The organism is Alloacidobacterium dinghuense (genome assembly GCF_014274465.1).
GTDB classification, from domain to species: Bacteria; Acidobacteriota; Terriglobia; order Terriglobales; family Acidobacteriaceae; genus Alloacidobacterium; species Alloacidobacterium dinghuense.
The window spans coordinates 2,502,595-2,519,121 of sequence record NZ_CP060394.1; the positions used below are offsets into that span (position 1 = coordinate 2,502,595).

Genomic DNA, 16,527 nt, shown 5'->3' on the forward strand with positions numbered 1-16,527 from the left:
GTCGTGAGAAGAGGTGTTTCATTTCGACTAATCGAACCTGCTGGAACAAGGCATGATTTCGGATTCGATCAACGGGGTTTTCGTTATTGCGGCCGGCGGTGTGGCAAACGGGTCATTTCCTGTCCCCTCCAAGCGTATCCTGATCTGGAAGTGGGAACATATTTGGCTCATCTACTCTGCCTTCGCGATGGCGATACTACCCATCGGCCTGGCTCTCGCTTTCGCCCCGCAAATCATCCGTCAAACCCTCATTAGCGATCCTCACCTCACGGCTCAGATGGGTGGATGTGGACTGCTATTCGGCGCCGGTTCGGTACTTTTTGGGGTAAGCCTGGCCCGGTTGGGAATCGCCATTACCAACGCTCTGGTTTCAGGAACAGTGGTTTTCCTGGGTAGCTTCTGGCCTATTTGGGTTGGAGGAGTACAAATGGACCGGCGGCATTTGCAGTGGCTGATCTTCGGCTTGACGCTGTTGATTCTCAGCTTGATCCTCTGCGCCGGAGCGTCGGTCATCAGGGATCGATCTCAGCAGAATGAGTTGAATGAAGTGCGGCCTTCCACCGGCGCGTTCGCGGCGGTGCTCCTGGCTGTTTTGGCAGGTTGTTTGTCGTCCGTATTGAATGTAGGCTTTGCCTCGGGAGGCCGCCTCATTGCGAACGCCAGGATAGACGGTTCGCCGCCCCTGCTCGCTAGTTTAGCTGTCTGGATCCCGGCACTTTTCGGCGGGCTGATCTTTAATATGGGTTACCCGGCATATCTGATATCCCTTCGCGGTTCCTGGCCTGTGCTCTTCGAAGGACATCATTGTGTGGGCAGATGGTGCCGCTCCGCCCTGATGGGGAGCATGTGGTTTGGCGCCATCCTGCTCTACGGATTTGGGGCGTCCATCCTGGGAAGTGCGGGCTCTGTTTATGGCTGGGCGCTGGGGATGTCGGTTTCCATCCTGACCGCAAACGTTTGGGGCGTCGCCGGCGGAGAGTGGAACGGGGCGAGCTTCCAGCCGAAGCTTCTAATGTTATTGTCGACCGTGCTTTTGATCGCCTCGTTCGGTGTTCTCTGCCTTACACGGCTACCCCGATGAGCCAATAGGACGTGCCAGTTGGGCTGGCACGGTGAAGGGCAAAACCGAAAAGAGGCATCCTTCATGCTCAAGGCCGGAGAGGCAACGTGCGCTGTCACCCCCCTGAACGGCATGACCGTTTTAGGCTACGTTTCACGCAACGGCAAAGAAACGGTGAGGAGCCGAACGATAAGCCAAGAAAGGACACGAGCATTAACACGCGCTCAGTCAATTTGCTTGGGGCAATCGTAGCGCGAGATGATCTTGTGGAGTGGGAGACCTTTGAGTTCCAATTTCGAGACCTTATGGAACGACGGGGAGTTCCGTCTGTCGAGGAGCGCCAAAGCCGGTGCGTCCTGCCCAGTCCTGGTCTTGACATCTGCAGTAGACCAGCCCGCGCCGAGCAGCAGCGCGCGGCTGGAACACGCGTATGACTTGCGGAGTGAGCTCGATCCAAGCTGGGCTGCACGGCCCCTGGAGCTCATTCATGACCACGGAAAACCTGCGCTGCTCATTGAAGATCACGGCGGGGAGGTGCTTGCGCGACTGCTCGGCAAACCGTGGGAACTGGACCTGTTTTTACGCGTTGCCATAGGCATAACAGCGGCGCTGGGGCGTCTGCATCAGCGCGGTCTGTTCCATAGAGACATCAAACCCGCAAACGTTTTTGTGAACACTTCGACCGGCGAAGCGTGGCTGTCAGGCTTTGGACTCGCTTCGCGCCTGCCGCGCGAGCGACAAACGCCCGAGGCGCCCGAAACAATCGCCGGCACGCTTGCCTATATGGCCCCCGAACAGACCGGGCGGACGAACCGCTCGATCGATTCCCGCAGCGACCTTTACTCTCTCGGCGTCACGCTGTACCAGTTACTTACCGGCTCGCTGCCGTTCATCGCGTCCGATCCGATGGTATGGGTTCACTGCCATATCGCCAGAAGACCGGTGTCGCCAAGCGAGCGATTGGACAAAATCCCAATCGCTGTCTCCCAAATCATCATGAGGCTGCTCGCCAAAACGGCCGAGGAGCGCTACCAGACTGCGACCGGCCTTGAGAGTGATCTACGGCGTTGTCTTGCCGAGTGGGAAGCTCACCGGCACGTCGTTGAGTTCCCGCTTGGCCAACATGACACCCCCGATCGGCTGCTGATCCCCGAGAATCTGTACGGCAGGGAACGCGAGGTCGACGCCTTGCTCGCGGCGTTCGACCGCGTGGTCAAGGGCGGCGCGCCGGAATTGGTGCTCGTCTCGGGATATTCCGGTATTGGAAAATCCTCTGTCGTCAATGAGCTGCACATGGTGGTTGCTCCACCGCGAGGACTCTTCGCCTCAGGCAAGTTCGATCAGTACAAGCGCGACATTCCCTATTCGACCCTGGTGCAGGCATTTCAAAGCCTTGTGCGACCTCTTCTCGGCAAGAGCGACGCCGAACTGGCGATCTGGCGCGGCACGTTTCTGGAGGCGCTCGAGGTGAATGCACAGCTCATGACCGACCTCATCCCCGAACTGAAGCTCGTCATCGGAGACCAGGCGCCGGTCCCGGAGCTTGAGCCTCAGCAAGCGCAAAGCCGTTTCCAGCTCGTTTTCCGGCGCTTCATTGGCGTATTCGCCCGGCCGGAACATCCGCTAGCGCTGTTTCTCGACGATTTGCAGTGGCTCGACGCCGCGACCCTCGACCTGCTGGAGGATCTGCTGATCCGGTCGGATTTGCGACATCTGATGTTAATCGGCGCTTACCGCGACAATGAAGTTGATGCCGCTCATCCATTGACGCGTAAGCTCGAAGCGATCCGCCAAGCCGGAGCGCGGGTGCAGGAAGTTCGCCTAGCGCCGCTCGCTCGTGACGACCTTGGACAGTTGATCGCCGATGCGCTTCGCTGCGATCCGGCCGACGCTGCGCCGCTGGTGCAACTAGTGCATGAAAAGACCGCCGGCAATCCCTTCTTCGTGATCCAGTTTCTTTACTCGCTCGCGGAAGAGGGATTGCTTCGCTTCGATCAGGACGCGGCGGGCTGGTCCTGGGATCTCGGTCGCATTCGCGACAAGGGTTATGCCGACAATGTCGTAGACCTCATGCTGGGCAAGGTGACCCGCTTGCCGGCCGAAACGAAGCACGCGTTGCAGCAGTTCGCCTGTCTCGGCAACGTTGGTACGACCCCGATGCTTTCGGCCGTTCTGGAGACCACCAAGGAGCAGGTGCATGCGGTTCTGTGGCCGGCAGTCCGTCAGGAACTGATCGAGCGCCTGGAAGGGTCTTACAAATTTATTCACGACCGGGTACAGGAGGCCGCCTATTCGCTAGTCCCAGAAGCGTTGCGCGCTGAGGTCCATCTCCGGATAGGAAGGCTGCTGGTGACGGAAACGCCCGCCGACAAACGGGAGGAGGCGATCTTCGAGATCCTCAATCAGCTCAACCGCAGCGCTGGACTGATTATCTCGCAAGAGGAACGGGACCAACTCGCCGAGCTCAACCTGCTCGCTGGCAAACGCGCCAAGGGAGCTACTGCCTATGCCTCAGCGCTCACCTATCTCATCGCCGGTGGGGCGCTATTGAAGGACGATTGTTGGGAGCGCAGGCGCGAGCTGATCTTTGCGCTGGAGTTGAACCGCGCCGAATGCGAATTCTTGACCGGCCAGTTGTCGGTCGCAGAGGAGCGATTGGCTGCGCTGTCCAATCGCACCACGACAATAGTCGAATTAGCAATCGTCGCGTGCTTGCGCATGGATGTCTCCACGACCCTCAATCTTAGTGGCCGTGCGGTTGCTTTTTGTCTCGATTACCTCAGGCATGTCGGTATCGAGTGGTCCCCCCGCCCGACAGAGGAAGAGATGCGGCGCGAATACGAGCGCATCTGGTCACTGCTCGGGAACCGCACCATTGAGGATCTCATCGATTTGCCTCTGATGCAGGACCCCGCCTCCCTCGCCACGGTCGATGTTCTGATTAAGGTTTTGCCGCCAGCTAAGCAGACCGACGAGAACTTGGCTTCCTTGGCGATCTGCAAGGCGGTCAGTCTTAGCATCGAGCACGGCAACTGCGATGCGTCCTGTGTCGCCTGCGAATGGCTCGCCAGGATTGCCGGACCGCATTTCGGCGACTACAAGGCTGGATATCGATTCGGCCATGTCGGCTTTGAGCTCGTCGAACGACGCGGACTAAAACGCTATCAGGCGAGCACCCATCATTGCTTCGCGATTTTCGTCGCACGCTGGACGAAACACGTGCGGGCTTGCGTTGATCTCCTGCGCCGTACTTTCGAACTGGCCAACCGAATCGGAGACCTCACCTATGCTGCCTACGTGTGCCACAATCTCAACTCGGACCTCCTCTTCGCGGGCGAAACGCTTCCTCAAGTGCAAGCTGAAGCCAACCATGGCCTCGCGTTTGCCGAGACAATGCGGTTCGGCCTAGTGATTGACATCATCACAACGCAACTCGCGCTTGTTCGGACGCTCCGCGGCTTCACCCCGAAATTCGGGTGTTTCGACGACGCGCAGTTCAATGAGAGTTCCATCGAATTCGATTTGTCGAGCGGCCAGCGCTTGGCGACCATTGCGTGTCGTTACTGGATCCGGAAATTGCAGGTTCGCTGTATTGCGGGCGACTATGCGACGGCCATCGACGCCGCATCGAAAGCACAACCGCTTCTCTGGACCGTATCCGCATTGTTTGAGGAAGCCGAATATCACTTTTACGGTGCGCTGGCCCAAGCCGCCTGTTGCGATTCAGCACCGGCCGGCGAGCGGTTGCAGCACCTGAACGCCGTTGCTGCGCATCACAAGCAGCTACAGGTCTGGGCGGAGAACTGCCCGGAGAACTTCGAAAACCGCGACGCACTAGTCGGCGCCGAGATCGCCCGCATCGAAGGCCGCGTGCTTGATGCCGAACAGCTGTACGAGCAGGCCATCCACTCGGCCCAGGCAAACGGCTTTGTTCACAATGAGGCGCTTGCCGACGAGCTCGCCGCGCGGTTCTACGCGGCGCGGGGATTCGAGGACATCGCACATCTGTACTTGAGGAAGGCTCGTTACGGCTACCTGCGTTGGGGAGCCGACGGAAAGGTGCGACAACTCGAGGAGATGTACCCGCACCTTAGGGCGGAAGAGCCCGCGCCCGGCCCGATGAGCACGATCGCGACGCAGGTCAAACACCTCGACCTCGCAACCGTGATCAAGGTGTCGCAGGCGGTTTCTAGTGAGATTGTCCTGGAAAAACTGATCCATACGCTCATGCGCACGGCGATTGAGCAGGCCGGTGCTGAACGAGGTTTCCTGATTCTTCCGCGAGGGGATGAGCTGCATATACTGGCAGAAGCGACCACTAGTGGAGAGGATGTAACCGTCCATCTGCGAAGTGCCGCCGACAGCACAGCCGCTTTGCCGGAATCCGTCGTTCGCTACGTTATGCGCACTCGCGAGTACGTTATTCTCGACGATGCTACCGCACAGAATCCGTTTTCAGCCGACCCCTATGTTGTTCAGCACCATGCGCGTTCCATTATCTGCTTACCATTGGTTAACCAGGGCAAGCTCAACGGGATCATTTACCTCGAAAACAATCTGAGCACCCATGTTTTCACTTCCGACCGGATCACCGTTCTGAAGGTGCTTGCGTCGCAAGCGGCCATCTCACTCGAGAATATGCGACTGTACCGCGATCTCGAGATTCGTGAAAAAAAGATCCGGCGCCTGGTCGATGCCAACATCCTGGGAATCACCATGTGGAATGTCGAGGGTGCTATCGTCGCGTCCAATGAAGCCTTTCTCCGCATGGTGCAATACGACCATGAAGATGTCGCCTTGGGTCGTGTGCGCTGGAGGGACATGATACCTGCGGAATGGCGCGAGCGGAGTGAGCGCGTGTTGGCAAAAGTAATGCAAACCGGGACCGCACAGCCCTTTGAGTCAGAGTTGTTCCGGAAGGATGGCACCCGCGTGCCCGTGCTGGTCGCCGGCGCGCTGTTCGAAGAAGGTGGCAACGAGGGCGTTGCCTTCGCCCTTGATTTGAGCGAGCAGAAGCGCGCCGAGGAAGCCCTGCGGCACAGCAAAAACTACCTCGCCGAAGCGCAGAGGCTGACCCACACGGGCAGTTGGGCCCTCGATGGCACAACTCGCGAGGCCCGGTACTGGTCCGAGGAAATGTTCCAAATCTTCGGATTTGATCCACAACAGGGCCTTCCAGAGCGGGACCAATGGCTGCAGCGAATACACCCAGAAGATCGTGATAAGGTCAAGCGGCAGGCCAGCAATAGGATGTTCGTCCAGAAGGTAGATTCCGACGTCGAATACAGAATCGTCCTACCCGACGGGACGGTCAAACACATTCACGGCCTAGCCCACCCAGTATTGGGTCCCAGTGACGAGCTTATTGAAGTGGTTGGCACGGTCGTCGATATCACGGAGCGTAAACATGCCGAAGCGGCGCGCGATAGGCTGCGCCAGCTTGAAGCAGATCTCGCACACATCAACCGTGTGAGCACCATGGGGGAGATGGCTGCTTCGTTGGCGCACGAGATCAAACAACCGATTTCCGCAGCGACAACCAACGCGCAAATTAGTTTGTGGCTGCTCGAGCGAGACCAGTTGGAGATTCAGGAACTCCGGGAGGCCATCTCGGCCGTCGTGCATTCGGTCAGACGCGCCGCCGACATTATCGACCACGTGCGCTCGCTCTCTAAGAAGGGCACTCAGGATCGAGTGCTCGTTGATCTCAACCAAGTCATTCGCGAAATTGAATCTCTACTTGAGTATGAATCCAGGCCATCTTCCGTAGCGATCAGGCTGAATCTTTCGGAGCACATTGCACAGGTCAGTGGCGACCGGGTGCAATTGCAGCAAGTCGTCATGAATCTCATGCTCAATGCTATTGAAGCCATGAAAGACTCAGGTGGCGAACTCGTCGTAACCTCGGAGCAAACCGATAGTGGGCAAGTCCTGATCTCATTGAGTGACACCGGTGTAGGACTACCAGACAATAAGGAAGATCGCATCTTCGAGGCATTTTTTTCTACTAAACCCCAAGGCACCGGAATGGGGCTCGCAATCAGCCGGTCGATTGTCGAGTCCCATGGCGGCCGGTTGTGGGCGAAGGGGAATCCAGAACGCGGAGCTACATTTTTCCTTGAACTTCCTCCGCATGAATCAGAGGCCGCATGAGCTCGCCCGCCCCGGCCACCGTGTATGTTATTGATGATGATGGCGATGTGCGTGCCTCGATCCAGCTCCTGCTGAAAACGGTCGGCTTGCGTGGGGAGGCATTTGCCAGCGCGCAAGAGTTTCTGCGGCAGAACATGCCGGAAGGCACGAGCTGCCTGATTTTGGACATCCGACTTCCTGGAATGAGTGGACTTGAGGTGCAACGCAAATTGATTGATGCTGGCCTCAGCATTCCCATCATCTTCATTAGCGCGCACGCGGATGTCGACATGGCTGTCAGAGCCATGAAATTGGGAGCTGTGGAATTTCTCACCAAGCCTTTTAGACCTCAGGAACTGGTGGATGCAGTGCAACAGGCGCTGCAGCGTGATGAAGGGATACAGCGGGAACGAAGGGACATCTCGGAGTTACAGCGGCGATACAAAACCTTAACCGCACGAGAGCGCGAGGTAATGGCACTTTTCGTTTCCGGAATGCCGACAAAACAAATCGCCTCGAGGCTTGGTGTCAGTGAAGTCACCGCTGCCGTCCATCGCGGACATGTAATGCAAAAAATGCAAGCAGGGTCCCCGGCCGAACTGGGAAGGATGGCGGAAAAGCTGAATCTCGCCTCAGCCAAATCGCTCTGACTGCTGGCCCCTCCCTTTTGGAACTATGCTCACATTAGCACGCTTCGCCTGGTGCCTCTTCGCATGAGACATAAAAGTTCTTTAAGTCAACTAAAGATAACGATAATTTACGAACCTGCGCGAACACAGTACGCTACAGTGTGCTGATTGGAAAATGAGGACTGCGTGATCGCCATCGTTGATGATGAGGAATTGGTTCGGACGTCGTTGCAACGGCTGTTGAAAATGGCTGGATACACGATTGCAGCGTTCACGTCAGCCGAGGAATTTCTTAAATCTGACGTTCTGCAAGATGTTCGTTGTCTCATTGCCGATATTCGAATGCCGGGCATGTCCGGCGTCGATCTGCAGTCTCAGTTGAATGCTGAAGATTACCAAATTCCGATCATATTTATAACCGCGCATGATGACGAGAAAATGCGCCTTCGGGCTATGAGAGACGGCGCGGTCGCGTTCTTGGCAAAGCCCTTTGACAACTCGGTCCTCTTGGATCGGGTTCGGGCTTGTTTGAACGTGACGCAAGATGAAGAATAAAACCGTCGGAGGACTTGTGGCGGCCTTCCCCAATAGCGGTCCGCGAACCCGCAAGAGCAGGGATTCTCAGTTTGAGCGAATTGTCGGTAATAGCGCCGGCTTAGAAACTGTGCTCAAACAAGTTGAACGTGTTGGTCCAACACACTCTACAGTTCTGATACAGGGAGAGACTGGCACCGGCAAAGAGCTAATCGCGCAGGCCGTCCATAATATCAGTCCCCGCTGCAATCGACGCTTTGTAAAGATTAACTGTGCGGCGATTCCCATTGATCTTCTCGAGAGTGAGTTGTTTGGACATGAGAGGGGCGCGTTCACCGGCGCCGTCGCGCAAAGGGCTGGGCGATTCGAAGTGGCCCATCAGGGCACGCTTTTCCTGGACGAAGTAGGTGACATTCCGCTGGCCTTGCAGCCGAAGCTGCTGCGTGTGTTGCAGGAGCAAGAGTTTGAGAGATTAGGAAGTGATCAAACCTACAAAGTTGATGTTCGTATTATCGCCGCAACGCACCGCAACCTGGCGGAAATGGCTGCACGGAATGAATTGCGCAGTGATCTGTACTACCGCTTGAACGTGTTTCCGATCTTAGTGCCGCCCTTGCGCGAGCGCCGAGAGGACATACGCCAGTTGGTCCTCCATTTCGTCGCGGTATTCGCACGGCGCATGGGGAAGCACATTGAACTGATCCCGGAACCAACGATGAATGCATTTATCACATACCATTGGCCCGGCAATGTACGGGAACTCCAGAACCTGATTGAACGCGCCGTCATCGAATCGGACAATGGAGTGCTTTCCAATCCCCTTTCGACATTACACGCAAATACAAAGCCCGCAATTGCTTCACGAAATACATTGCGCGATCGCGAAGCAGCCTTGATTTTAGAGACTCTGCGAGCCACTGGAGGAATCATTGGGGGGCCGCAAGGTGCAGCCGTTCTTCTTGGGCTTAAGCGCACAACACTGGTTTACAAGATGAAGAGGCTCGGGATCTTCCGACCGCAACAACGACCTATAGGTGAGTTCGACGAAGGATCCGAATTGATGATTTGAGGCTTCGGCGAGCCAGGCCGCGGGTAGAGTGACGATTTAGGGTGTTGGTAAGTCGTCTTGTGTTTACGAATGCGGTTGGATCTACTTGGCCGTGTAACCCGCTACTCGTATACACGGATGAGAGATATGGCTGAGAGTGGTTCGAGTAGAGCCGCTCACACCTTTGATTCACGCCCGTTTTCAGTTGAGCGAGGTCGCTGCCGCCGCAAGGCAGTGTTCCACTTGCGTCGTCGCTTAAATGCCATCGTCGGGCAACTTACCTGAGCGCAGAGGTTGCCGCTCAAAACATAGATCGCCAATATGGCAAGCGTTCTGCTCATGCTCTCCTCACCTACAGACAGATGATCATCCTTTGCGGTTCCTAAATTCAACGGTCCGCTACGGAATCGATGGGCTGGGGACGGGCGCAACGCCACAGATTGCGGATGCGCACGCCGGCAGAAGCGGAGTTGGGATGAGGTGCTCATTGCCCTGGGTTGTAGCCGAACCGCCTTTCATACAAGCACCCGTATAAGTATCGCTGTTGAGGTAAGGCCTTGTGAAACCGTCAGACAATGTTTGCAAGAAGGCAACGATCTGATTCTCCTCCTCATCCGTCAGGCCAAGATTGCCAGAAGTCATGTCAATATTGTTCCGCACCTCCGGCATGGGCCAGCAGTCTACCTTCTCCGTCGTTCCCTTGGGGCAATGTCCAGAGGTCTCCGGGTACGCATACTTGTCGCGCGTGTTGTAGAAATGCACGACCTGCTTCAGGCTCTTGAAGTAACCATCGTGAAAGAACGCTTTCTGGAAGTAGGGGCCGGGAGCTTCAGTGGCGGGACATTGTGGCGGTGTCAAGGCAACGTCGCGCACGCTGGACACCTGCATTTGGCCGTCAACAGTGGGCGCGTACTGCTTCCAGTTCAAGTTTGGGTTAGGGCCGGAACCGAACGCACTTCTGAGTAAGCTTCCGAGTCCGGACAACTGCTCGCTAGATGGTTCACGAACTGCTAAGTGTCCGAGATGCCGACTAGACAGCCATGTGGAGTCTCCCCACAACGGAGATCAGTAAAACACTGCGGCGGTTCCCGGTACTAAAAGCGGGGCGGGGAGAGCCCAGAACAGTAGCTCGCATCTTCTACCAGGACGGTCACTGTCTAGGACTGTCGTCCATCCGGATCACGGGCAGTGCGAGAACGACTCGTCTCTAGACAAGTGAGAAGCCGCCATCGACAATCAGGTTCTCTGCATTCACGAAGCTGCTGTCGTCCGATGCAAGAAACAAGACAGCCTTCGCGATCTCCTCTGGCTCACCAGTTCTCCCTGACGGCGTTTTTGTGGCCGATTGCGCGGCGTATTCTTTGATTTGGTCGTCGTTCATCCCAAGACCGCTGTAGCCAGGAGTAATGACAACGCCGGGACTGATGGCGTTCACTCGAATCCGGCGAGGCTTCAAGTCGTTGGCCCAGCCGCGAGCGAAATTGCGAATAGCGGCCTTTGCTCCCGAATACATGCTGAACGAATCCATGCCCATGCTCCCAGCAATCGAGGAGTTCAGGATGATGGCTCCGCCGTCTTTGATGAGAGGGAGTACTTTCTGGATAGTGAAAACCACTCCCTTAACATTGGTGTCGAAGATCTGGTGATAGTGCTGCTCGGTGACCTCTGCGATTGGAACGAGAGTTCCACCACCGGCATTCGCAAACACAATGTCCAGGGAGACGCCCTTTGCTTTGATCGCCGCGACCAATCTATCAAGATCATTGAGGTTGGAAACGTCGCCTTGGACACCTGTCGCGCTAGATCCAATCTCGGCAACCGCGGCGTTCAAAGCCTCCTGACGCCGTCCGGTGATGAAGACATCGGCGCCCTCATGAACAAACACCCTTGCGGCCGCTAATCCGATTCCGCTTGTTCCGCCCGTAATGAGAGCGGTCTTTCCTTCAAGTTTTCCCATATTCATCCCTTTCGAAATCCAGACGTCTGCCGTTGGAAGGTCCGCCTGAACCAGCACTTGCACCAGGTTCCGAACTGACCACTCCGAGGATTTGATGTATCAGACGCCATCGATTGTGTGTCCAAACATCTGGTTTTATCCGGCCAAAAGCTCTGCGACCGAATTGCTCAAATACTTGCGTCGTTCACGTATGGCAAGTCTGCGTAAGCAGAGACAAAGACCGAAAGTTGACTCTGCCGGCGATACTCTGTGGGAGTCCTCATGGTTAGTCTCCGAAAGATGCGAGCGAAGTGCTGCTGAGTCTGAAAGCCACATTCCGCCGCGATGTCAATCACTGGGGATTCCGATTCCTCGAGCAGCTTTTTCGCCTTGCAGATTCGGAGCCGCAACAGATACTGGTGCGGCGATATTCCGGTCGACGATTTGAAACGCTGGGAAAAATAGGCGGCGCTCAATCCGGCCTCGCGTGCCAATTCGGAGAGCGTTACGGTGCGTAAAATACGTTCATTCATAAAGGCCAGGACGCGCCTAAATTGAGAGGGCGATAAACCCTCTTCTCTGAATGCGTCCAGCGACATGCACACCGCTTCCGCCATTGTCGGTGGAATGAGAGGTATCTCCCTCACGGGAGACGGCGATTCGAGGAGACTGATGGGAGTGCGTCTCCCATCCTGCTCAACCCAGGCTGGGCCGGGAACCAGCATGAGCGATGCCGCTCGGTCAACTGTTTCAAATTGAACTTTGAGACGGGCGCCGCCACGGCCAAGATTCACCACGCCCATTTGTGCTGCGCTTGACGCGGAGATACCTTCATGATTCTCGCGATCATTTTTGCGCTCCTGGGTGAACCGGAAAGGCTTCAAGTGCGCCGAAGACATGTCAGTGTTCCGATCTGATAACCGACCCCCCCGCGACTCTCCACCATCACGGAATGATCCCCCGATACGCCCAAGTGAAATTGCTGCGTTTGCGCTGTTCATATCCGACTCCACATTCAGCTTTCTTCGCCTGCAACTTGCTCCCTGAAAAGCCACTCGCGGATGTACGGTGAACAATGCGCCAGTTCGACGCCCGCCGCTTCACACAGTCCCAAGAAGCGAACCACCTCAACATCGACGAGTGTTACCTCTTGCAGATCAAGCACGGTTCCCCTTATGAGGCCGTCCATCTGCTCGCGTAATTTCTCGATATCTCTGGCCTGAATCCGACCGCTCAGCTTGAGAACGGTGCGCGCTCCGTCGGATATTTTCACTATTCGCAAGGTCATCGAACTCTTAGGTATGCACGCGACAGTCCAGGATGTAAGTCACTGACTATACGCATGTTCACGCGCGTTAGAATTTCTGGTTTTCGGAATTTTCTGAATTTCGGCAGCATCTCTTTGTCCGAAAGAGAAGGCTCACTTGAGCTCGTCGCCGTGCGCAGCACCTTTGCATTCTCGTGATGCGTCAGAACAATCGGGAACTCAAAATACGAATCACTTAGATTTGAAGCGGTTTTTGTTGATTCCCAGGATATCGATCCTCGAGTCAAGGGTTTGACGAGGAATTCCGAGCTTGGCGGCAGCTCCGGATGGACCGGCGATCCGCCCGCCCGTCTCAGCGAGCGCCGCTTCAATTATGCCTTTTTCTCGATCAGCATCCAGACGTCTCAGCGCTTTTTCGGTCGTATCCGACAATCGCGATTCAAAGGGATGCTTTGGTTCCAGCCAGCGCTGATCCACGCAGAAAGTATCGCCGTCGCTCAAAACAACGGCTCGTTCGACCACATTCTGCAACTCACGAATATTCCCCGGCCACGCGTAGGCCTGAAATTGTTCTAGAGTCTTCTTCTTTATATTTGTGATCCTTTTCCCCACTTTCTTCGCATAGCGCTCAACCAGGTACTCTACTAATACCGGAATGTCATCGGCCCGTTCCCGAAGCGGCGGAATTTCAAGTGGAAAGACATTTAGCCTGTAGAAGAGATCTTGCCTGAAACTTCCCGAGCCGACAGCAGCGTTCAGGTCACGGTTCGTCGCTGCCAACACCCGCACGTCCACTGAAATCGGCCGGCTTCCTCCTACGCGTTCGAATTCTCGTTCTTGGAGCACCCGCAAGAGAGTTATCTGAGTCTCGGCCGGAAGTTCTCCAACCTCGTCCAGGAAGAGCGTTCCCTCATGCGCCAGTTCAAATCTTCCCAAACGTCGCTGTGTTGCACCGGTGAATGCACCCTTCTCGTGCCCAAAGAGTTCGGACGCGATCAAGGATTGTGGAATCGCAGCACAATTCACTCGGACGAATGGGCGAGTGGAACGGTTCGATCGATTGTGGATCGCACGCGCAATTAATTCCTTTCCTGTTCCAGTCTCTCCAAGAATTAGAACCGTAGAATCGGTGGGCGCCACCTTCGCAACTTGCGAAAGGACCCCGCGGAGTGCCGCTGAGGAGCCGACAATCTCCTCGAACATTGATGCCTGATCAACTTCTTCGCGTAGCGCAATGTTCTCGTCCCGAAGTCGTTGCTCAGCCCGCTTGCGATCGTCAATGTCGGTCGCTGCGGAATACCAACGTGTGAGGCGTCCTTGTTCATCTCGTACCGGGTTCCTCCGCCTGAGAAACCAGCGATATTTCCCGTCTTTTCCGCGAAGACGTACTTCGAATTCGTGGGGGAGGCCTCTCAACAATTTATCTTGAGTTTCGCGGGCCACGCGTTCCCAATCATCCGAATGGATATATTCGTGACGATCGGTGTTCTGCCACTCCTCGAGAGTGAACCCCAGATAATCGAGCGCCATTTGATTGGCATACAGCCGAGTGCGATCGCGATCAGGGGCCAATACAGCGACGTACTGAGGCGTAAAATCCAGGATCTGTCGAAGCTCCGCCTCGCTTCGCCGGATATTATCTTCCGCCTGCTTTCGGTCTTCAATGTCGGTGAGCAGCGTATACCAGCGGACGATATGGCCGTGGCTCTCGCGTTGCGGCAGGCGCCGCAGCAAAAACCAGCGGTATATGCCATCAGCACGGCGAAGGCGAAGCTCAACATCAGTTGGTTGGCCGGTTTCGATCGAAGTCCTCAACGTGTCAATTACGACAGGAAGATCGTCGGGATAAACGGCGTCGGAAACGGCCCAGTTCTTCAATTCGTCAAGGGGCTTACCAAGATATTCCAATGTTTGATTATTGACGAATTCAATTTCGCCACTCGTCGTCAAAGTAGAAACAAGGCCGGGAATACTGTTAACGATCTGACGAAAGGTTTGTTCACTGGAACGGAGTCTGTCTTCAGCGCGTTTGCGGTCTTCTATATCGGTGAGGGTGCCGTACCATCGAACGACGTTTCCCTGCTCATCCAGTAACGGCTCGGCACGGTACATATGCCAGCGATATTCTCCGTCAAACCTCCGAATGAGACGTTCGCCTTCGCCGGGTTTCTTTGAAGCTGTGATGTCACGCCACTCGTCTACAGCGGCTTGCGAATCCTCAGGATGAATCGCAGTTCTCCAACCCCATCCCCGTCCCTCCTCGTCGGAGAGACCGGTGTAGTCCAGCCAGCGCTGATTGTGGAACTCCGCGAAACCGTCAGGCAGCGCGCACCAAGCCATTACCGGGATTGTGTTGATAATGGTTCGAAGGCGTGCTTCCGATTTCCTGATCTCGGTTAATGCGGTCTCCAACGCCGCTTTCGCCCGACGCTGCTCAGTCACATCTATCGTCGTCCCGACGAACTGCACCACATCACCGTCTGAATTCATCACGGGATGAGCCACGATTCGAATATTCTTGGTCGACCCGTCGGGAAAGAGTAGTTGGGAGTCGTAGTCGATGTCAGTTTTCTCTCGCATCGATTTCTCCGCCGCTGCCATCAAGCCCGCCCAGTCCTCGGCCGATTGGAGGGACCGGTCTTCTTCAAAAAGTGGTGGGCCCTGCGATGGATCGCGTCCATGGATCCGACACATCTCTGCCGACCAATAGGCGGGGCCTGGCCGATGAACATCCCAGACGAAGCTACCCGAGTGGCTTAATCTCTCAGCCTCAGTCAGATAAGCCTCGGTGCGCCGTACCTGCTCTTCGTTCAAGTGTCGCTCAATTGCGATACCGATAATGTCGCTGGCATTTTCAATCAACTGCAGGTCGGCGGCACTGGGGCTACGTGGCTCACGACTATGGATAGAAAAAGCGCCGAGGGATTTGCCTTCACGAGTGAACAAGGGGCGCGACCAAGCGGAACGAATTCCATAGGGCAACACGCGGTCGCGATAGTTGTCCCAGATGGGATCGGTCAGGATGTCGGTTACATACAGTGGCTCCCTCCGATATACGGCTGTGCCGCAGGACGCGCCCTTCGCGCAAACTTCAGCGCGCCCTATTTGAGCGATAAATCCAGGAAGACTTGGCGCCGCTGAGCAATGGAGATACTTTCCGTCTTCATCGAGAAGCCAGATGGTGCAGAACAAGCCATCGCCTTGAGATTCAACCAACCGAGCAATGATCGTCAGCACTTCAGGCAACGGAGATCCAGCAAAAATCAACTTTAGAATGTTAAGTACAGACTCAGTTGAGAACAAGCTTGACGCGTTCTGTGAACTTTCAACTCCAGATTCGATCTGTCTGGGGGATTGCGGATCTTCGAAGTGCTTCTCCCCAATTCCGGCTGATCCTGCGTTATCGGGTCCGGTCATCGCAAATCCAATCAGCCATGTCGCCGCTCCGTGGAAATGCGTTCCAGCCTGGTAGTTCCCTCTAATCGCTCCTCGGAAATCGGGCGGCCAACACTGCGGGATGTGATTTTTTCAGGCTAAACGCCGGCGAGTGCAACCTGCAAGTGAACATTCACCGGTAACAGTAAGCACGTGACATCGTCCAATACCTCCAGAATCGTGCGCTTAGTCAGATCGATCCCTTCAAGTATTTCGTCTGCAGTGGATTTGGAGTCGAACGGTCTTCGGCCATCTTCTACCCTCTTTCAAACTACGTTCTAGACATATCGTGCTGGTTTGTCGAGTTAAGCAAAAAACCTTAGCGAAGGGATCGATCCAACACCGAAGTTCTGGACACGCATTAGCCACCAGTCCCCTGTAGAACAAGAAGGGTCGGACATACCGCCCCCCGGGAGATGGCACATGGTCGATAGCGGCTCAGCTCTCCGTAGATATTGGTCAGGGGACCGAACACCTGACGAACTT

The 16,527-nt window shown here is 55.7% G+C and carries 10 protein-coding genes; 5 read left to right on the forward strand and 5 right to left on the reverse strand.

Going from position 1 to position 16,527, the window contains the following annotated elements:
• The first annotated feature begins 52 nt into the window (after nt 1–52).
• The 5 genes from H7849_RS10205 (at nt 53) to H7849_RS10225 (ending at nt 9,424) form a co-directional block, all read left to right on the forward strand.
• Nucleotides 53–1,081, forward strand: coding sequence for an L-rhamnose/proton symporter RhaT (locus H7849_RS10205; protein ID WP_186746231.1), 1,029 nt, complete (start codon nt 53–55; stop codon nt 1,079–1,081).
• A 414-nt stretch (nt 1,082–1,495) separates the two neighbouring features.
• Entirely contained in the window at nt 1,496–7,213 is a 5,718-nt protein-coding gene (locus tag H7849_RS10210; protein ID WP_251106730.1) for an AAA family ATPase, read from the forward strand.
• The gene (locus H7849_RS10215) at nt 7,210–7,842 is read left to right on the forward strand and encodes a response regulator transcription factor (RefSeq protein WP_186746235.1); all 633 of its coding nucleotides are present in this window, start codon (nt 7,210–7,212) and stop codon (nt 7,840–7,842) included. The genes H7849_RS10210 and H7849_RS10215 overlap by 4 nt, the downstream gene beginning before the upstream one ends.
• Nucleotides 7,843–8,007: 165 nt before the next feature.
• Nucleotides 8,008–8,376, forward strand: a complete 369-nt coding sequence (locus H7849_RS10220) for a response regulator transcription factor (protein WP_186746237.1) — start codon at nt 8,008–8,010, stop codon at nt 8,374–8,376.
• Entirely contained in the window at nt 8,366–9,424 is a 1,059-nt protein-coding gene (locus H7849_RS10225) for a sigma-54 interaction domain-containing protein (RefSeq protein ID WP_186746238.1), read from the forward strand. The genes H7849_RS10220 and H7849_RS10225 overlap by 11 nt, the downstream gene beginning before the upstream one ends.
• Nucleotides 9,425–9,802: 378 nt before the next feature.
• Here the strand turns inward: H7849_RS10225 and H7849_RS10230 are convergent, their stop codons facing one another.
• From H7849_RS10230 to H7849_RS26795, 5 genes are all read right to left on the reverse strand, one after another.
• The gene (locus H7849_RS10230; protein WP_186746240.1) at nt 9,803–10,276 is read right to left on the reverse strand and encodes a hypothetical protein; all 474 of its coding nucleotides are present in this window, start codon (nt 10,274–10,276) and stop codon (nt 9,803–9,805) included.
• 334 nt (nt 10,277–10,610) lie between these two features.
• Nucleotides 10,611–11,360: an SDR family NAD(P)-dependent oxidoreductase gene (locus H7849_RS10235; RefSeq protein WP_186746242.1), complete on the reverse strand. Its 750-nt coding sequence runs from the start codon at nt 11,358–11,360 to the stop codon at nt 10,611–10,613.
• 167 nt (nt 11,361–11,527) lie between these two features.
• Nucleotides 11,528–12,238, reverse strand: coding sequence for a helix-turn-helix domain-containing protein (locus tag H7849_RS10240; RefSeq protein WP_186746244.1), 711 nt, complete (start codon nt 12,236–12,238; stop codon nt 11,528–11,530).
• Nucleotides 12,239–12,354: 116 nt separating this feature from the next.
• Nucleotides 12,355–12,627, reverse strand: coding sequence for an STAS domain-containing protein (locus tag H7849_RS10245; protein WP_186746246.1), 273 nt, complete (start codon nt 12,625–12,627; stop codon nt 12,355–12,357).
• A 210-nt stretch (nt 12,628–12,837) separates the two neighbouring features.
• Nucleotides 12,838–15,843, reverse strand: coding sequence for a sigma 54-interacting transcriptional regulator (locus H7849_RS26795; protein WP_251106804.1), 3,006 nt, complete (start codon nt 15,841–15,843; stop codon nt 12,838–12,840).
• Nucleotides 15,844–16,527: the final 684 nt, after the last annotated feature.